Source organism: Stenotrophomonas sp. (assembly GCF_050737575.1).
Lineage (GTDB): Bacteria > Pseudomonadota > Gammaproteobacteria > Xanthomonadales > Xanthomonadaceae > Stenotrophomonas.
This window is the reverse complement of the sequence record NZ_JBOHXW010000007.1, coordinates 198,953-216,938: the sequence shown is the minus strand read 5'-3', so window position 1 is coordinate 216,938 and position 17,986 is coordinate 198,953. Positions and strand designations below refer to the sequence as shown.

At 63.2% G+C, this 17,986-nt stretch carries 12 protein-coding genes; 7 read left to right on the top strand and 5 right to left on the bottom strand.

Annotated elements, in window-relative coordinates; all coding sequences use genetic code 11:
• Nucleotides 1-53 precede the first annotated feature (53 nt).
• The 4 genes from tsaD to bglX all read left to right on the top strand — a co-directional run bounded on the left by tsaD (nucleotide 54) and on the right by bglX (nucleotide 5,281).
• A complete protein-coding gene (gene tsaD, locus ACREP4_RS14460; protein WP_431596882.1) occupies nucleotides 54-1,088 on the top strand; it encodes a tRNA (adenosine(37)-N6)-threonylcarbamoyltransferase complex transferase subunit TsaD in 1,035 nt (344 codons plus the stop codon).
• Between the two features lie 116 nt (nucleotides 1,089-1,204).
• Nucleotides 1,205-1,564, top strand: coding sequence for a dihydroneopterin aldolase (gene folB, locus ACREP4_RS14455; RefSeq protein WP_431596881.1), 360 nt, complete (start codon nucleotides 1,205-1,207; stop codon nucleotides 1,562-1,564).
• 124 nt (nucleotides 1,565-1,688) lie between these two features.
• A complete protein-coding gene (locus tag ACREP4_RS14450) occupies nucleotides 1,689-2,951 on the top strand; it encodes a mechanosensitive ion channel family protein (RefSeq protein WP_431596880.1) in 1,263 nt (420 codons plus the stop codon).
• Nucleotides 2,952-3,106: 155 nt separating this feature from the next.
• The gene (gene bglX / locus ACREP4_RS14445; RefSeq protein WP_431596879.1) at nucleotides 3,107-5,281 is read left to right on the top strand and encodes a beta-glucosidase BglX; all 2,175 of its coding nucleotides are present in this window, start codon (nucleotides 3,107-3,109) and stop codon (nucleotides 5,279-5,281) included.
• Nucleotides 5,282-5,535: 254 nt separating this feature from the next.
• On the opposite strand, the gene ACREP4_RS14440 is transcribed toward bglX, so the two are convergent.
• The gene (locus ACREP4_RS14440) at nucleotides 5,536-6,693 is read right to left on the bottom strand and encodes a PQQ-dependent sugar dehydrogenase (protein WP_431596878.1); all 1,158 of its coding nucleotides are present in this window, start codon (nucleotides 6,691-6,693) and stop codon (nucleotides 5,536-5,538) included.
• Between the two features lie 160 nt (nucleotides 6,694-6,853).
• Between ACREP4_RS14440 and yiaA the strand changes: the two genes are divergently transcribed.
• Nucleotides 6,854-7,300, top strand: a complete 447-nt coding sequence (gene yiaA, locus ACREP4_RS14435; protein WP_431596877.1) for an inner membrane protein YiaA — start codon at nucleotides 6,854-6,856, stop codon at nucleotides 7,298-7,300.
• Between the two features lie 78 nt (nucleotides 7,301-7,378).
• On the opposite strand, the gene ACREP4_RS14430 is transcribed toward yiaA, so the two are convergent.
• From ACREP4_RS14430 to ACREP4_RS14415, 4 genes are all read right to left on the bottom strand, one after another.
• Nucleotides 7,379-8,668 (bottom strand): dicarboxylate/amino acid:cation symporter, encoded by a 1,290-nt coding sequence (locus ACREP4_RS14430; protein ID WP_431596876.1) that lies wholly within the window; start codon nucleotides 8,666-8,668, stop codon nucleotides 7,379-7,381.
• 130 nt (nucleotides 8,669-8,798) lie between these two features.
• Nucleotides 8,799-9,647: a MurR/RpiR family transcriptional regulator gene (locus ACREP4_RS14425; protein WP_431596875.1), complete on the bottom strand. Its 849-nt coding sequence runs from the start codon at nucleotides 9,645-9,647 to the stop codon at nucleotides 8,799-8,801.
• Nucleotides 9,648-10,662: 1,015 nt separating this feature from the next.
• Nucleotides 10,663-11,760 carry a dipeptide epimerase gene (locus ACREP4_RS14420; RefSeq protein ID WP_431596874.1) on the bottom strand — a complete coding sequence of 366 codons (1,098 nt, stop codon included), beginning with the start codon at nucleotides 11,758-11,760 and terminating at the stop codon, nucleotides 10,663-10,665.
• Entirely contained in the window at nucleotides 11,757-13,217 is a 1,461-nt protein-coding gene (locus tag ACREP4_RS14415; RefSeq protein ID WP_431596873.1) for an SH3 domain-containing protein, read from the bottom strand. The genes ACREP4_RS14420 and ACREP4_RS14415 overlap by 4 nt, the downstream gene beginning before the upstream one ends.
• Before the next feature lie 211 nt (nucleotides 13,218-13,428).
• On the opposite strand from ACREP4_RS14415, the gene ACREP4_RS14410 reads away from it, so the two are divergent.
• Together ACREP4_RS14410 and ACREP4_RS14405 are read left to right on the top strand one after the other, a co-directional pair.
• Complete coding sequence (locus ACREP4_RS14410; protein WP_431596920.1) at nucleotides 13,429-14,847, top strand: transglutaminase-like domain-containing protein; 1,419 nt, start codon at nucleotides 13,429-13,431, stop codon at nucleotides 14,845-14,847.
• A 58-nt stretch (nucleotides 14,848-14,905) separates the two neighbouring features.
• The gene (locus ACREP4_RS14405; RefSeq protein ID WP_431596872.1) at nucleotides 14,906-17,947 is read left to right on the top strand and encodes a TonB-dependent receptor; all 3,042 of its coding nucleotides are present in this window, start codon (nucleotides 14,906-14,908) and stop codon (nucleotides 17,945-17,947) included.
• Nucleotides 17,948-17,986 lie beyond the last annotated feature (39 nt).

Below are 17,986 nucleotides of genomic sequence, written 5' to 3'. Positions count from 1 at the left end.
GTGCAAGTCCCCCGGGGTTTGCGGGGCGGCGGGAGAGGTCCACAATGGGCCCCATGAAAGTTCTCGGCATTGAATCATCCTGTGATGAGACCGGCGTAGCGGTCTATGACACGGCCCTCTCCGGCGCTGCGGCGCTGCGTGCGCATGCGGTTTACAGCCAGATCGCGCTGCATGCTGAATACGGCGGCGTGGTGCCTGAGCTGGCCAGCCGCGATCACGTGCGCAAGACCTTGCCGCTGATCCGACAGACGCTGGACGAAGCGGGCATCGCCATCTCTGACATTGAAGGAGTGGCCTATACGGCCGGTCCCGGCCTGGTCGGTGCCTTGTTGGTGGGCGCTGGGGTGGCACGGTCGCTGGCCTGGGGGCTGGATGTGCCGGCCATCGCCGTCCATCACATGGAAGGCCACCTGCTGGCGCCGCTGATGGAAGACAACCCGCCCGAGCCGCCGTTTGTGGCGCTGTTGGTGTCCGGCGGGCATACCCAGCTGATCGCGGTGGACGCGATTGGCAAGTACCGCTTGCTGGGCGAGACGCTCGACGACGCGGCCGGTGAAGCCTTCGACAAGACTGCCAAGATGATGGGCTTGCCGTATCCGGGCGGACCGCAGCTGGCCCGTCTGGCCGAAGCCGGCACGCCGGGGCGCTTCAAGTTCGCGCGGCCGATGACCGACCGCCCAGGCGTGGATTTCAGCTTCTCCGGGCTCAAGACCCAGGTGCTGCTGGCCTGGCGCGACAGCGACCAGACCGAGCAGACCCGCGCCGACATCGCGCGCGGCTTCGAGGATGCGGTGGTCGATACACTGGCCATCAAGTGTGGCCGCGCGCTGGATGCGGCCGGCTGCGACGTATTGGTGGTGGCCGGCGGTGTCGGCGCCAACAAGCGCCTGCGCGCCAAGCTGCAGGAAGCGGCGCAGCGCCGTGGCGGCCGGGTGTGTTTCCCGCGCCCGGAGCTGTGCACCGACAACGGCGCGATGATCGCCTTTGCCGGTGCGTTGCGGCTGCAGGCCGGCCAACGCAGCCCGGCCGAGGTCAAGGTCACCCCGCGTTGGGACATGGCGTTGTTGCCGCCGTTGGTGGCCGAGTAAGCGCAGGGAATGGGGGAGCAGGGAGCGGGGAATGTGGGTTCGTGAGTGTGATCCCCCGCTTTTAACGCCCCTGCACTTACCATTCCCTGTTCTCCAATTCCGGTTCCCCGCTTTACATGGACAAAGTATTTATTGAAGGGCTCGAGATCGACGCCCTGATCGGCATCTACGACTGGGAACGGCGTATCCGCCAGACGCTGGTGTTCGACCTGGAAATGGGCTTCGACAACCGCAAGCCGGCGGCGACTGACGACATCGCCCACACCCTGAACTACAAAGCCGTCAGCAAACGCTTGATGGAATTCGTACGCGCTTCCGATTTTGGCCTGGTGGAAACGCTGGCCGAGCGCTGCGCGCAGATCGTGCTGGACGAGTTCAACGTGCAGTGGTTGCGCTTGAAGCTGAGCAAGCCCGGCGCAGTGCGCGGTGCGCGTGCGGTGGGTGTGATCATCGAGCGCTCGCGCGCTGTCGAATAATTTCACGCAGTGATCCTGGCGGGCGGCACGGTGTGCAGCCCATCGGCCGGTGCGTGCGTGACACCTCGCGGCAGCCAGTTGCAGCGGCCGCGACGAACCATTGAAACAAGAGGAATGAACACTGATGGCGGTAATGGGAATCCGTTGGCTGGCTGAGCTGGAAAACACCTTGGCGCCGTATCCGATGGCGTACCCGGCGGTGGCGCTGGCCGCGCTGGTGCTGGTGGCGTGGCTGGCCAACTTCGTCACCAAGCGCATTCTGCTTGCAGGCCTGCGTTCGATGATCGAACGCTTCTCCGGCCCCAATCACAACGCCAAGCAGCCGCTGCGGGTGATCGCGCGGCTGTCCAACATCGTGCCGTCGGTGGTGCTTGCCGCAGGCTTGAGCATCGTGCCGGAGCTGCCACCGGGCCTGGTCAACGGCTTGAAGGCGCTATGTCATGCGTGGACGGTGCTGACCATCGCGATGGCGGTGTCGCACGCGTTGGACGCCTTCAACGATTTCTACGAACGCCGCGCCGACGCCCGCAACAAGCCGATCAAGGGCTACCTGCAGGTCGTCAAGATCGTGGTGTTCGTGTTTGCCGGCCTGTCGATCGTGGCGATTCTGGTGGGCGTGGAGCTGCTGCATCTGGTCACTGGCCTGGGCGCGGCGACGGCGGTATTCATGCTGATTTTCCAGGACACCATTCTGTCGCTGGTGGCCAGCGTGCAGATCAGCGGCGATGGCCGCGTGCGCATTGGTGACTGGATCGAAATGCCCAGCCAGAACGCCGATGGCGACGTGATCGACATCGCGCTGCACACGGTCACGGTGCAGAACTGGGATAAGACCGTCACCACCATTCCAACCAAGAAGCTGGTGACCGAGTCGTTCAAGAACTGGCGCGGCATGCAGGAATCGGGCGGGCGGCGGATCAAGCGCTCGATCTACCTGGATCAGCACAGCGTGCGCTTTGTGGATGGTGATGGGCTGCAGCGGCTGAGCCAGTTCGCACTGCTCGACGATTACCTGGCCGGCAAGCAGCAGGAACTGCAGCAATGGAACGCGCAGGTGGCGCAGGATCATCCGGAAGAGGTCAATGCACGCCGGCTGACCAACCTGGGCACCTTCCGCGCCTATGTGGAGCGCTATCTGCGCCACAACACCGGTATCCATCAGGACATGACCTTGCTGGTGCGGCAGATGGCGCCCACGCCGCAGGGCCTGCCGCTGGAGATCTATTGCTTCACCTCGTCCACGGCGTGGGCGAACTACGAAGCGACGCAGTCCGACGTGTTCGATCACCTGCTGGCGATCCTGCCGGAGTTCGGCCTGAACGTGTTCCAGGAGTCCAGCGACGCGATGCTGATGCGCGCCCGCGAGCTGCGCGAGCTGCGCGAGTAACCGCGCGTAGCCAGGCGGTGTCGGGGTCTTTCCGGCAACGGTGCGGGATGGAACGGAGCCACCCTGCACGGTTAGGCCCCCCCCTGCCCGTGCTTCACGGCGGGGGCGCTAGAATCCGCGCCGTGCAAACGTTTTCATTTGAGTAAGGATTGTCGGTGGCTGCAGACCGTATCGAATCGCTGATCGCCCGGATGACCGTCGAAGAGAAGGTCGGCCAATTGGGCGTGTTCGCCGACATGGTTCGCCCGTTCGCCCCCGACGTGAACCCGGACGCCAATATGCGCAACGCCGAGCAGGTGTTGGAGCAGGTGCGCGCCGGCCGGGTGGGTTCACTGTTCAACGGCGTCGGTGCGGAAGCCGGACGCCGCATCCAGCAGGTGGCGGTGGAAGAGAGCCGCCTGGGCATTCCGGTGATTCTGGCGGCCGATGTCATTCACGGCATGCGCACGGTGTTTCCGATTCCGCTGGGCGAAGCGGCCAGCTTTGAACCGGACCTGGCCCAACGCACCGCGCGCGCCACGGCCATCGAAGCCACCGCCGCCGGCATTCATTGGACGTACGCACCGGCGGTGGATATCGCCCGCGACCAACGCTGGGGGCGCGGTGCCGAAGGTGCCGGCGAAGACGTGGTGCTGGGCACGGCGTTTGCCGTGGCGCGCGTGCGCGGCTTCCAGGGCGACGACCTGAAGGCCGACGACGCGTTGCTGTCCACGCCCAAGCATTTCGCCGCCTATGGTGCGGTGGCGGCGGGCATGGAATACGCGCAGGTGGACATCGCGCCGCAGACCTTGCGCGACACCCATCTGCCGCCGTTCAAGGCCGCATTGGAGGCCGGTGCATTGGCGGTGATGAGCGCCTTCAACGACATCAACGGGGTGCCGGCCAGCGCCAACCGCGCGCTGCTCACCGAGCTGCTGCGTGAGGAATGGAAGTTCGAGGGCGTGGTGGTTTCCGACTACACCGCCGACATGGAATTGATCGCGCACGGTTACGCCGCCGATGAAGTGGACGCCACCCGCAAGGCTTTCATGGCGGGCCTGGACCTGAGCATGCAGAGTGGTTTCTACGACCAGCATCTGGCCGGCTTGGTGGCAGCGGGCGAGGTGCCGATGGCGGTGCTCGATGCCTCGGTGCGGCGCATGCTGCAGCTGAAAGAAGCGATTGGACTATTCGATGATCCGTATCGTTCGCTGGACCCGGCGCGCGAAGCCGATCAGTCGCATATCGCCGCACACGATGCCTTGTCGCGTGATGCGGCACGCCGTTCGATCGTGCTGCTGAAGAACGACGACGCGGTGCTGCCGTTGCGCAAGCGCGGGCAGAAGATCGCGCTGATCGGGCCGTTCGTGCAGGACCGCGACAACATCGAAGGCTGCTGGACCCTGTTCGGCGACAAGACGCGATACGTCACGCTGGAAAGCGGCGTGCGCGGCGCGTTGGACGACGAATCCGTGTTGGAGATCGTGCCCGGTTGCGCGCTTGAAGCGCCGATCGATGGCGGCATCGACGCGGCCGTGGCCGCCGCGCAGCGCGCCGATGTGGTGGTGCTGGCGCTGGGCGAACCGCAGCGGTACACCGGTGAAGCGCAGTCGCGGGTGGAGCTGACGTTGCCGCCCGCACAGCAGGCGCTGGCTGATGCCGTGGCCGCCACCGGCACGCCGGTGGTGGTGTTGCTGCGCAATGGTCGCGCACTCGCCTTGCAGGGCGCGGTGCGTGATGCACAGGCCATCGCGGTGACGTGGTATCTCGGCACGCAGACCGGCCCGGCGGTGGCCGATGTGTTGTTCGGCGACTACAGCCCGTCGGCGCGCTTGCCGATCAGTTTTCCGCTGGCGTCGGGGCAGCAGCCGTTCTTCTACAACCACCCGCGCAGCGGCCGCCCGGAGTTGCCGGGCATCACCGAATTCAAGTCACGTTGGCGCGAGATTCCGAACGCGCCGGCGTATGCGTTTGGTCACGGCCTGACGTACACCACATTCGCCTATGACGTGCCGCGCGTGAGCACGCCGCAGATGGATTGGAACGGCGAGCTGGTCATCAGTACCACCGTCACCAACACCGGTACGGTCGCGGGCGAGGAGGTGGTGCAGCTGTATGTGCATGACCGTGTCGCCAGCCGCGTGCGTCCGGTGCGCGAGTTGAAAGACTTCCGCAAGATCGCCTTGGCACCGGGTGAATCGAAGCAGGTGCAGTTCCGTCTACAGCGCGAGCAGCTTGCCTTCACCGGCGTGGACGGTGCGTTCCGCGCCGAGCCGGGCTTGTTCGACGTGTGGGCCTGCGCGTCATCGGCAAGCGGTGAAGCAGTGACGTTCGAGTTGCTGGGCGAATAAGGTGACGGCGTAGGCGCGGCCTTGGCCGCGAAGCAGGCGATGTGTGAATCGCCCTGTCATCGCTGATCGCAGCATCCGCAAACCTGTTTCTATCCAGATCGCATACGCCGGAAGCCGCGCACATTTCGCGGCCAAGGCTGCTCCTGCAGCCAGAGTGTGCGTTGTTGCGCAGGAGCGACTTCAGTCGCGAAGCCGATGTGCCCGAAGCGTTGCGTGCTTCGTGGCCGAGGCCGCTCCTGCCGCGGTGTGTTGCTTCAGCCGGCCTTGGGCGTCAGCTTCAACAAGCGGCCCTCGCTGCCGTCTTCCAGCAGCCACAGCGCGCCATCCGGGCCTTGTTCCACTTCGCGGATGCGGTTGCCCATGTCGAAACGTTCGGCCTCGCGTGCGCTGTCGCCGTCAAACGCCACGCGCACCAGCGACTTGGACGACAGCCCGCCGATGAAACCGCTGCCCTGCCACTGCGGGAACTGCGTGCCGGTGTAGATGATGAAACCGGCCGGTGAGATCACCTGGCGCCAGGTCACCACCGGGGCAATGAATTCCGGGCGGGTGTCGTGGTCGGGGATGGTGCGGCCGTCGTAATGGTCGCCATTGGAAACGATGGGGTAACCGTAATTGCCGCCGCGCTGGATCAGATTCAGCTCATCGCCACCCTTCGGGCCCATTTCGTGCTCCCACAGCTTGCCGTTGCCGTCGAAGGCCAGGCCGAGCACGCTGCGGTGACCCAGTGACCACACCTGATCGGCCGGCGAGCCCTGTGCGACGAACGGGTTGTCAGTCGGAATGCTGCCGTCGTCGTTGATGCGGATGATCTTGCCCAGATTGCTGGTCATGTCCTGGGCCGGATCGAACTTCTGCCGCTCGCTGGAGCTGATCCACAATTTGCCGTCCGGGCCGAACGCCATGCGATGACCGTAGTGACCGCGCCCGCTGACCTTCGGCGTCTGCCGCCAGATCACCTGCGCATCGCTGAGCTGGCCACCGCCATCGGCATTGAGTACCAGCTTGGCGCGCGCGACGGCCGCGCCGCGGGTGTCAGCTTCGCCTTCTTCGGCATAGCTGTAATACACGAGCCCATTGCTGGCGAACTGCGGATGCACGATCACATCACCCAAGCCGCCCTGGCCGCCATAGGCCACGGCCGGCACGCCGCTGATCTCCTGCTTCTTGCCGCTGGCCGGGTCGAAGTGGATCAGCTTGCCGGCTTTCTCGGTGATGAGCGCGCTGCCGTCTGGCAGGAACGTCATCGCCCAGGGCTCGTTGAAGCGGGCGGTTTCCGTGGCGGTGAACGGCCATTGCGGGGCTTTCAGCGCTGCTTCGGCGGCGGGGTCTGCCGGGCCGGCGGAGCAGGCGCTGGTGAACAGGACCGGCGCAAGCGCCAGCGTCATGGAAAGCAGAAGGGGACGGGCCATGAGGATCTCCGGATGCGGGGAAGCGATGTCCAAGTGGCTTTTTTACAGCATGGCGGTCAGATTTGCTGTCCGTTTGGGGTAGGAGATTTTTCCGCAATCACCTACCGTGGTCGCCCGGGCGCCATCGGTGGTGCCTTTGTCTCCAAGGAAAGGAATCGAAATGAACAAGCAAGCCAACCGACCGTCCGCAGCATTCATTGCCGCATCGTGGTGCGCGCTGTTGCTGGGCGCGGCGTCCTACCTCATCGGCCTGTTCAACGCCGAGATGCTGCTCAACGAAAAGGGCTACTACCTGGCGGTGATGTTGTTTGGTCTGTTTGCAGCGGTGTCGCTGCAGAAGAGTGTGCGTGACCGGGTGGAAGGCGTGCCGGTGAGTGGTCTGTACTACGCGCTGGCGTGGTTCGCGTTGCTGTCGGCGCTGCTGTTGCTGGTGGTCGGCTTGTGGAACGCGACGCTGATGCTCAGCGAAAAGGGCTTCTACGGCATGGCCTATGCGCTGGCCTTGTTTGGTGCCGTGGCGGTGCAGAAGAACACGCGTGACCTGATGGCAGCCGATGCTGCGGATTATCGCGACGCCCCGCTGCCGCCGTTGCCGCCGCAGGAATAAGCGTCATGCGGTAGTCGTAAAACAGGAAGGGCGGGAGCACAGCTCCCGCCCTTCTGCATTTCAACGTCCCGGCGTGTTTCAGCTTTCCGCGGGATCGTCCTGCTCGGTTGCGCGCGTGTGCCGGGCAACGATGCCGGTGGCGGTCACGCCGCCCGTGGCGTTGCCGATGGTGCAGAACACATCGGGAATGGTGTCCACCGCCAACAGCACGCCCAGCGGTTCCACCGGCAGGCCGAGGCTTTGCGTGATCGGCAGGTTGTTGGTCATGAAATTGGCCTGGCCCGGCAAGCCGGTCGAGCCCATGCTGATGACCGCCGCCAGCAACACCGCCACCGCGTACTGCGAGGCGTGCACGTCAATGCCGTACAACCAGGCGATGAAGCTGGCCACGGCGATGTACTGCGCCGGGCTGGTGATGCGGAACAGCGACACCGCCATCGGCAACACCAGTGCGGTCAATGCGGCCGGGTAACCGAGCCGGTTGCGCGCGCTGTCGATCATTGCCGGCAAGGAGGCGAGCGAGGACTGCGTGCTGCCGGCGATCACCTGCACCGGCACCAGCGCGCTGGCGAAGCGACGCAGCGGCTCACCGGCGGCGACGCGTGCCACCACGTACAGCAGCAGCGTGATCAGGATGTAGATCACGCACATCAACACGATGTAATAGCCGAGCACGCCGAGCACGCTCATGCCGACTTCGGCGCAGACCACCAGCACCAGTGCGAAAACGCCCACCGGCGCCGCCCACAGCACCCAGCGCACGATGGTGATCATGGTGTCGGCGATGATGCGGATGATGTCCAGAATGCGGTCGCGACGGTCGGCCTCCTGCCGGCTCAATGCAAAGCCGAAGAACATGGCGAACACCACCAGCGGCAGCATCGCCGCCGATGCCGCCGCGGAGATGGCATTGCTGGGGATCAACGAGCCGATCCACTGCGCGGCGCTGAGGGGCGTGGCGGCGGTGGTCGGCGAATGCAGTGCCTCACGGAATGTCTGGATGGTGGCCGCATCACGCGGCAGCAGGTCCAGCAATGCCGGTGTGATCACCGCAGCGAACGCGGCCGAACCCACCAGCAGCACCAGAAACACGATGATCGCGTTGCGTGCCGTACGCCCGGACGCCGCTGCATTGCTGGCGGTGTTGACGCCAACAATGACCAGTGCGGTGACCAACGGCACCACCGTCATCTGCAGCGCATTGAGCCAGAGCCGGCCGATCGGTCGCACCACGTCGGCGACTTTCAGCGCGAGTGTCTGGTCGTAGGCGGTGAGCGATAAGCCCACGATCGCAGCGATCACCAAGGCGATCAGCACTTTGACCGGTGCGGAAAGCGTGAAACGGGAAGCGGGTGTGCTGGCGGTCATGGGCAGAGGCGTTTACTGAAAGTGGTAAGAAGGACGGTGGTTGCGCACGCGGCTGATGCTCAAGGTGTGACCCGCAGCCGGTGCCGTGTGGTGGAACGGGAAAAAGAAGACACGGCGGCGGCTCCGGCGATCAGTTGTCGATCAAGTGCTGGATGCGTTCCTGGTTCACGGCCAGTTGGCGTTGCTTGTCCGGATTGGACTGGCACAGCAGCACGAACACGAAATCGAGCAGGTATTGCAGCGAGCAACGGTACAACAGTTGCGCGATGGGCGGCTGCGGATCATGCGCGCAGATGGCCAGCGATGCATCGGCGTGCGCACGCAGCGGGTTGGCAGTGTGGCGTGTGATCGACACCACTTTTCCGCCGACTTCCTGGAACTGCCGCGACAGCTGCCACAGCTGCGGCAACTTGCCGAATTCGGAAAACACCAGCAGCACATCGCCAGGACGCGCGGCCGACAGGTTGGCGGTCATCAGGATGGGATCGGCGTGCTGCACGGTGAGAATGCCCAGCAGCGACAACCGCATCGCGAATTCACGCGCGTACAGGCCGTCATCGCCGAGTCCGTAAATGAAGACTTTGGGCGCGTTGTCGAGCAGCGCGATCACGGCTTCCACATCGGCCTGCGGGTTGGCCACCATGGTTTCTTCTTCGGCCGCCGCTTTGGCGCGGCGCAGGGTTTCTGCGGCCTGCAGGTAGCCGCCGGGTTGTTCTTCCGGCGGCCAGTCGGTGGTGTCGCCATTGCCGGTCAGGGCGACGGCGGCACCGACGGAATACTTGAGATCCGGGTAGCCCTTGAAGCCGAGTTTCTGGCTGAACTTGACCACGCTGGACTGGCTGATGCCCAAGGCATTGGCCAGTTGTTGCGAGGAGTAGTCGCGCAGCAGGTGGGCGTTGTCGAGGATGAAGTCGGCGATACGCCGTTCGATGGCCGACATCTGTTCGCGTTCTGAGCGGATTTTCAGCAGGGGTGGCATGGGCGGGCTGTCGGTTGTCCGGTGGCGACTCTAAGGGATTGCGGGCGGTTGTGGTGCGGGTGGGGGCGGTGGTGTTGCATTGGCCGTTGCTGTTGGACTTGCTCCAGCCCCCTCCCTTGCGCAAAGCGCAGGGGAGGGCCGGGGAGGGGTAGCTCTCGCTGTTGCTTCTGCTGTTGTCCTTGCTGTTGTTCCTGCTCCTGCTCCTGCTGTTGCTGTTGCTCTGGTTTTACCGGGTTCCCTTCCGCAGCGACGGAGCTGGCAGACAAGACCCCGAACGGGGCGACGCACACGGATGTGCGTCGTTTTTCGACGAGACAGGGATGTCTCGTCGAAAAATCCTGCCAGTGGAGTGGACCTGTAGCGCGCAGCGCGGAAGGCGCGTAGGCAGGGTGTGCTTTCTTTGGGCCACGTTTCTTTGCACAAGCAAAGAAAGGTGCGCTCGCACCCCGAAGGGGGGCGAAAGCTCCTGCTTCGGTTTGCGCTCCTGCTTCGGAACGACAGAAGCAGAGACAAGGGCTTTCACTCCCCTTCGGGGAGCGAGTTACTTTTCTTTGCTCGTGCAAAGAAAAGCTAACCAAAAGAAAGCACGCCCTGCCTCCGCGCCCACGCCGCTGCGCGTCGCGGGTCCACTGCGCCGCCGGGATTTTTCGACGAGACATCCCTGTCTCGTCGAAAAACGACGTACATCCATGCACGCCGCCCCTGCGGGGTCTTGTCCGTCGGCTCCGTCGCTGCGGAAGGGAACCCGGTGGAGCAGAGCCACGGCAACGGCCGAAGCCAAAGCCAAAGCCAAAGCCAAAGCCAAAGCCGAGCAACTGCACCCCTCCCCAACCCTCCCCTTGGCTTCGCCAAAGGGAGGGGGCAGAAGCTGCGGCTTCGCGATGGGTTGCTGCGGTTGCGGCTTTGCCCCAAAACAAAAAAGCACCTGCGTTGGCAGGTGCTGTTTCAGTTCTTCTGGCGCGCGTCGGGGCAGCGACAGCGACTGCGTCTGTGCAGCGTGCTGTCGCCGGTGCGGTCACGGCTTGATCATCTCCAGCCCACGTACCTCCACGATGCCCAACCCCGGTGCATCGGTGATGCTGATCTCCGATTCGTTGAAGATCACGCCGCCTTCCACCGGATTGAACTGGCTCAACGACGGGCCATCCAGATCCACCTTGGTGATCACGCCGGCCTTGGCTACCGCCAGATGCACCGCCGCAGCCACGCTGATGCTGGATTCCAGCATGCAGCCGATCATGCAGGGCACGCCGTACAGCGAAGCGATGTCGGCAATCTTGATCGCATTGGAAATGCCGCCGGTCTTCATCAGCTTGATGTTGATGATGTCCGCCGCGCCTTGCTGGATCAGGTCGAACACCTGGTTCGGGCTGAACACGCTTTCGTCGGCCATCACCGGCGTGTTGACGCGCTCGGTCACGTACTTCATGCCGGCGATGTCGGCCGCTTTCACCGGCTGCTCCAGCAGCTCCAGAATCACGCCGGCGTTTTCCAGCTCGCGCATCGCGTACACCGCCTGCTTGGCGGTCCAGCCCTGGTTGGCGTCCAGACGCAGCAGTGCACGGCCTTCGACGGCGGCGTGGATTGCCTTGACCCGTTCGATATCCAGGCCGATGTCCTTGCCTACTTTGATCTTCAACGACTCAAAGCCGCGGTCCAGTGCCGACAGCGAGTCGGACACCATCTTGTCGATGTAATCCACGCTGATGGTGATGTCGGTGGTGATCACCGGATCGCCGCCACCGAGCATCTGGTACAGCGGTGCGCCGTGCAGCTGCGCCCACAAGTCGTAGACGGCGATTTCCACCGCGGCCTTGGCGCTGGTGTTGCGCTCCAGCGAAGACTGGATGAGCCCGCAGATGCGGTTGAGGTTGGCGATGTCCTCACCAATCAAACGCGGCTTGATGAAGGTGTTGATGGCTTCAATGATCGAGCCGTGCGTGTCGCCGGTGATCACCGCCGTCGGCGGTGCTTCGCCGTAGCCGGTGTGGCCGGTGTCGGTGCGGATCAGCACCACCACGTCTTCCATGGTCTCCACAGTGCGCAGCGCGGTCTTGAACGGGGTTTTCAGGGGCACGCGCAGCATGCCCAGTTCGATGTCGGTGATCTTCATTTGGTCGCTTGTGGGCGGATGCGCTGAATGTTGGTCATGCGGTCGATGTAGCTGGCCGTGTCACTGGCCATCATCGGCTGCAGCGGGGTTACCGAAACGCCGTTGAGGCTGGCGTGTACGCGCTTGCCGCTGGCGTCGAACCAGCTGCCACCGGAGGTGTCGTGGATCACCCAGGTCATGCCGTTGGATTGGCCGATGGCCATCATCACGTGGCCCGGAATGTAGATCAGGTCGCCGACCTGCAGGTTGCCGATGGCGGCATCACGCTGGGCCTTGCTGTCCTTGTCGCTGAAGGCGACGCGATCCAGCGCCGGGCTGATTGCCTGCGCGCTGGTATTGCGCGGCAACAGCACGCCGAAGCTGCGGTAGATCTCGGAGACGAAGCCGCTGCAGTCGCGGGTGTCGTAGGAATGGCCCCAGCCATAACGCTCGCCGAGGAACTTGAAGGCCTGGGTGATGAGGTTGGCCTGGGTCAGCGGCAGGTAATCGGCCGCGGTGTCCTGCGAGCGCGGCAACAGGGCCGGCACCAGCGCCAGGCTGCCGTCGTCATTGCGCACCGGCAACTGGATGACGTGGCTGGCGTGCGCTTGCTGGCCGTTGACCGGGGTCATTGCCGGCCAGTCGCTGAGCACCGGTACGCGCACGCCCATTTCCAGCTGCAGGTTCGACACGCGCGGTGCTTCCGGCGAATGCACGGTGCGCGCGGTGGCGCCGGTAATCACCCGGTGTTCGGCGGCTTTGCCGTAACCAAACACCTGCTCGGCGCTACCGACGCCGACGAAACGTTTTTCCATCCACGCCGCGTAGCGCTCGCTGGTGACGAACACCCACTTGCCGTCCGCACTTTCATGCAGCACCGCCACCGCGTCGCCGGGGAACAGCGCCGACTCCTGGAAGCGGTCGATGTCGGTGTCACCCTGCGTGCTGAACACGCGCAGCTCGGTTGGGAAGGCACGCAGCGCGGCGCGGTGTACGACCAGGCCGTACTGCAGCGGTCGCGTGGCAGGAACGCTGGCCAATGCCAGGTTGTCGCTGACCGTCTTCAACTGTGCAGCGCTGATCTGCTTGCCCTGTGCGTCGTACAGCGGGCGGGTCGGCGCGCGGGAGATGCTGTTGATCTGTTCCTGCACGAACGCGCGGGGCAGGTTGGCTGGCAATGCCTGCAGGTCGTGGATGGAGGCGTCGAGCTGGCGCATGCGCGCGTTCTGTGCGTCGATGCCGGCGCGATCCAGGATCACCGCATTGGGGTTGGGCAGCTGCGCGATCCAGTGCTGCGGCGCGAGGAAACGCTCCTCCAGCCCGATGATGCCGGCATGGCTCGGCGCGACCGTGGCTGCGGGCGGCGACGATGGCGACAGTGCGAATGCCGGCCCGGCCGACAAGGCCACGGCTAGCAGCAGCGCCCGGGACAGCGGGGCAAGGCGTCGGCGCTGGGATAGCGCTGGGATGGCGGACATGAGTGCTCCCCTCAAAGATGCCTCGGAATATTTATTCCTTTCGCCAGCGAAAGCAAGAATAAATTATTGACCCGCTTCCGGGTGCGTGTTACACAGCGACTACCCACCCTGCACCTCTGGATGTGTCGCTGTGGCTTCAACCGTTGATTCTGCATGCTTTGCCCGAGTCCCGTTCGCCCGCAAGGCGGTTGTTGCCGCCCTGTGCATGGCGATGGCCTGGTCGGCGCAGGCAGGCGACGCCCCGGCCGTACCATTGCCGGAATTGGAAGCACGCGTTGACCGTGGAGATTTTGCTGGCGCACAGGCCGAAATAGACAGGGCCCTGGCCGCGCCGGGTACAGATGCCGCCACGCGTGATGCGTATGCCTTCCAGCAGGAACGGATGCGGCGCATGCGCCTGGATTTTTCGCTGGATGAAACGCAGGCCAAGGCGGCGGTGCGCAAGTCGATTCCCGATCTGCGCGATGCCGAATTCAAGGCCTGGGATGACGCTGGCCTGATCGAACATTTGGACATCGACGGCCAGCGCCGCTGGTTCAAGCGCGCGCCGAACAATCTGTTCTTGTTCAGCCCGGAAGCCGTCGCTCGCCGTGCGCCGAATGTGCAACCGTCGAAGCCCGGACCGTATGAACGAATGGGCCCGCACCACGCAGCGGTCATCAGCGCGTCCGAGCAGAGCGGCTTGACCAGCCTCACTCCGAATCGCCTGCGCGTTACCCAGTCGATCACCGTGGATGCCGATGCGGTGCCCGCGGGCGAAACGGTACGCGCATGGATTCCGTATCCGCGCTCGATTCCCGGCCAGCAGGAAAACATTCACTGGCTGAGCAGCGACCCTGAAGGTGCGCAGATTGCGCCGGAAGAAACGATGCAGCGCACCGCGTACCTGGAGCGCAAAGCGGTGGCCGGCACGCCGACCGAGTTCACGATCAGCTACGAACTCACCATCTCCGCGCGCCGCTTCATCATTGATCCCGACAAGGTGTTGCCGACGCCGGCCGACCCGGCATTGGCGCCGTTTCTGGCCGCGCGTGCGCCGCACGTGGTGTTCACCCCGGCGCTGCGCGAGTTTTCGCGCAAGGTGGTCGGTGACGAAACCAATCCGTATCGCATCGCGCGGAAGTTGTTCGCTGCGGTCGATGCCATTCCGTGGGGGGGCGCGCGTGAGTACTCCACCATCAGCAATATTTCGGATTACGCGTTGCACGCTGGCCATGCCGATTGCGGCCAGCAGACCTTGTTGTTGATCTCGCTGTTGCGGTTGAACGGCATCCCCGCGCGTTGGCAGTCGGGCATGGTCTTCTCCGATAACGAGGTGGGTTACAACAACCTGCATGACTGGGGCGCGATGTACCTGGCGCCCTATGGCTGGGTGCCCATGGACGTGAGCACAGGGGCGCTGGCCAGCACCAAGCCGGCTGAGCGCGACTTCTATTTCGGTGGGCTTGATGCCTACCGGATTGCATTCAATGACGACTACTCGCGCGCGTTTGTGCCTGCCAAGCAGCACTTCCGTTCGGAGACCGTCGATCTGCAGCGCGGTGAAGTGGAGTGGGCCGGGGGGAACCTCTACTTCAACCAATGGCAATACGACTTCCAGACGCAGGTGCTCGCGCCGGAGTCCAAGTAACCGCACGTCGTAACCGTTGTTTTACTTACCGATCAACATCTGCAGGAGAGAGCAGGGGATGAACAGGAAAATGTTGAAAAGGGCGGCACTGACCGTCGCATTGGGTGCCTGCCTGGGCGTCATGGCGCCGAGCGTGATGGCGCAGAGCGCCACAGGCGCCATCGCCGGCCGCGCAAGTGCCGGTGACCAGATCACCATCGTCAGCAACTCCACGGGCCTGACCCGCACGGTCACGGTGGGCGCAGATGGCGCTTACCGCCTGAGCCAGCTGCCAGTGGGCGATTACAGCCTGCAGGTGAAGCGTGCAGGACAAACCGATAAGGAGCCGGTGGCGGTCAACGTGTCGCTGGGCGGCACCACCACCGTCAATCTTGGCAGCGGAGGAACGGGTGGGGCGGTCACGCTCGATTCGGTGCAGGTTGTCGGAAATCGCGTCATGAATCGTGTGGACGTCAGCTCCACCGAAACCGCTACGAACGTGTCCCGCGAAGACCTTGCACGTTTGCCGGTGGACCAGAGTTTGGGTTCGGTTGCACTGCTTGCGCCTGGCGTGATCGGCGGCAATTCATCGCTGGGTGGTCTTTCCTTCGGCGGCTCATCGGTGGCGGAGAACTCGGCCTTTATCAATGGGCTTAACGTTACCGACTTCTATCGCCGACAGAGCTTCTCCAGCGCCCCGTTTGCATTTTTCCAAGAATTCCAGGTAAAGACTGGCGGTTACTCGGTGGAGTTCGGACGTAGCACGGGCGGCGTGATCAATGCAGTAACCCGTTCCGGTAGCAACGAGTTCAAAAGTGGCATGGAATTGACGTTCGAGCCCAATGCCTTGCGCTCCAAGGCAGAGGATCACCAGTTTGACCGCGTCGATGGTGATGGCAAGGCGGCATCCGCTGTATACAAAGCCAGCCACGACACCAGCAGCTTCATGAAGGCGAACGTATGGGCGTCGGGTCCGCTGGTGAAAGACAAGTTGTTCTTCTTCGGTATGTATGAGCAACGGCAGGGCACCTACGGTAATACCAATAATGCGGGCACTGAGTGGTCCCGTGCCAAGGCGGACAACGGGTTCTGGGGCGCCAAGCTGGACTGGAACATCAGTGATGATCACCGCTTGGAGTTGTTGGCGTTCTCGGATGAAGCCAGCACTGACAATGCCACCAATGAATACGACTTCGACACCTCAACCGTGGGCGACGCCATGGGTACCAGCGTCGACGATGGTGGCGGAAAGAATGGCTCGCTTACCTACACCGGTCATTTCGGTGAGACCTTCACTGCCAAAGCCATGTACGGCTTCAACCGCAGCCAGGCATTGAGCGCTTCGCCTGCGGATATGGCGTGTTCGCAGGTGCTTATCGACAGCAGCTACAACGCTGCCTACTCCGCAATGGGAAAGCCTGCCGTCAGCTGTCATCCAGACAGTTCTGCGTCTGTGGTTGATCACCATGATGAGCGCAAGGTCGGTCGTCTCGACTTTGAATGGCAGCTGGGTGATCACCTGCTGCGCTTTGGTCTTGATCGTGAAGAAATGACCACCGATCGCACTACGCACTATCCGGGTTCAACCGGTATGCGTTACACGGTCTTTGCCGCCACTCCGGGTGCGATCCTGGACAACGGATCGACCGTTCCGGCGGGTGTTGATGCAATTGTGATGGGGCGTCGCCGCGTTGACGGCGGAGTGTTCGAGACCACCGCGAATGCGTATTACCTGGAAGACGTGTGGAATGTCACTCCCAACTTTGTATTGAATCTGGGTGTGCGTGTGGACGGCTTCGACAACAAGACCGCTTCCGGCGCCAGCTTCATCAAGATGGACAACCTGGTCTCTCCACGTTTCGGCTTCAGCTGGGACATGAAGGGTGATGGCGGGTCGAAGTTGTTCGGCAACTTGGGTCGCTACTACCTGCCGGTCACCAACATCATCAACTACAACTTCGCCGGTGGCTTGACCGACGAGCGGACGTTCTATGAAATGAATGGCTGGAGTGCGGCGACGAACCCGATCACCGGCTCGGGTTACATGCAGCCAAACCTTGGTTCGCAGATCGGTCCAATCGATGATTCCTACAACCTGCCGGTGGATGATCTGCGGCAGAGCGTGAGCCGCGATTTGGATGCGGTCTATCAGGATGAGGCGATCCTCGGATATCAGCAGATGATCAACCAAGAATGGTCATGGGGCGTCAACGCAACCTATCGCCGCATGGCCAACACCATGGATGACATGCGCATCAACGCGCTGTGTGGTGTTCGCCATGGCACGCTTTGGCCGATTGCAAACCCGGGCGAGAAACTGACGCTCTGGGGTACGACGGATATGGGCTGCGCCCAGGACGGATGGGTAACCATCGATACGTCCAAGGAAGGCTACATGACCACAGGCAGCAACAAGATCATTGGCTATTCCAAGCCGAAGCGGACGTATAAAGCAATTGAGTTCCAGATTGATCGCGCATGGGACGACAAGTGGGCGTTCAATGCGTCCTATCTCTGGTCGAAGTCTGAGGGTAATCACGAAGGTCCCGTGAACTCGGACACGAATTATGGTGACACGGGCATGGTCCAGCACTGGGATCATCCCGCCAACAATCAGGACTACGGCCCGCTGTTCAACGACCATGAGCATCAGATCAAGTTGCGCGGCAGCTACAAGTTGAACGAAATGTGGGAGTTTGGTGGAACGTTCACAGCATTGTCTGGCGGCCCGATCACTGCACTGGGCGTTGCATGGCCGGATGACAGTCTCGGCGCAGGAAGTTTTGTGACCGAAGGTTCCGGTGGTGGCTCGTTCTGGCACTGCGTGAAGAACTGCGATGGATCATGGGACCAGCGTGAGTTCAAGTACGCCGGTCGTGGTTCGGGTGGGCGTATGCCCTGGACGTACAATCTCGGTGCCAATGTCACTTGGACGTTGCCTGTGGAAGATGTTGATCTGAAGGTGCGTTTGTCGGTGTTCAACCTGCTCAATGACCAGGAAGTGATCAACCAACGCGCCCGTTACGAGAAGGGCCCTGGCGTGACCCGTGGTCTGTACGGCACCGGCACGCGCTGGCAGTCGCCGCGCTATGCGCAGCTGGTCGTGACCTGGAACTTCTGATCTGACGTGTGAGAACGGCCCGCTTCGGCGGGCCGTTCG

What these genes read in the sequence shown, in the direction of transcription:
- tsaD (WP_431596882.1), top strand. Translation starts at nt 54, where the DNA reads ATGAAAGTTCTCGGCATTGAATCATCCTGTGATGAGACCGGCGTAGCG.
- folB (WP_431596881.1), top strand. Translation starts at nt 1,205, where the DNA reads ATGGACAAAGTATTTATTGAAGGGCTCGAGATCGACGCCCTGATCGGC.
- ACREP4_RS14450 (WP_431596880.1), top strand. Translation starts at nt 1,689, where the DNA reads ATGGCGGTAATGGGAATCCGTTGGCTGGCTGAGCTGGAAAACACCTTG.
- ACREP4_RS14440 (WP_431596878.1), bottom strand. Translation starts at nt 6,693, where the DNA reads ATGGCCCGTCCCCTTCTGCTTTCCATGACGCTGGCGCTTGCGCCGGTC.
- yiaA (WP_431596877.1), top strand. Translation starts at nt 6,854, where the DNA reads ATGAACAAGCAAGCCAACCGACCGTCCGCAGCATTCATTGCCGCATCG.
- ACREP4_RS14430 (WP_431596876.1), bottom strand. Translation starts at nt 8,668, where the DNA reads ATGACCGCCAGCACACCCGCTTCCCGTTTCACGCTTTCCGCACCGGTC.
- ACREP4_RS14425 (WP_431596875.1), bottom strand. Translation starts at nt 9,647, where the DNA reads ATGCCACCCCTGCTGAAAATCCGCTCAGAACGCGAACAGATGTCGGCC.
- ACREP4_RS14420 (WP_431596874.1), bottom strand. Translation starts at nt 11,760, where the DNA reads ATGAAGATCACCGACATCGAACTGGGCATGCTGCGCGTGCCCCTGAAA.
- ACREP4_RS14415 (WP_431596873.1), bottom strand. Translation starts at nt 13,217, where the DNA reads ATGTCCGCCATCCCAGCGCTATCCCAGCGCCGACGCCTTGCCCCGCTG.
- ACREP4_RS14410 (WP_431596920.1), top strand. Translation starts at nt 13,429, where the DNA reads ATGGCCTGGTCGGCGCAGGCAGGCGACGCCCCGGCCGTACCATTGCCG.
- ACREP4_RS14405 (WP_431596872.1), top strand. Translation starts at nt 14,906, where the DNA reads ATGAACAGGAAAATGTTGAAAAGGGCGGCACTGACCGTCGCATTGGGT.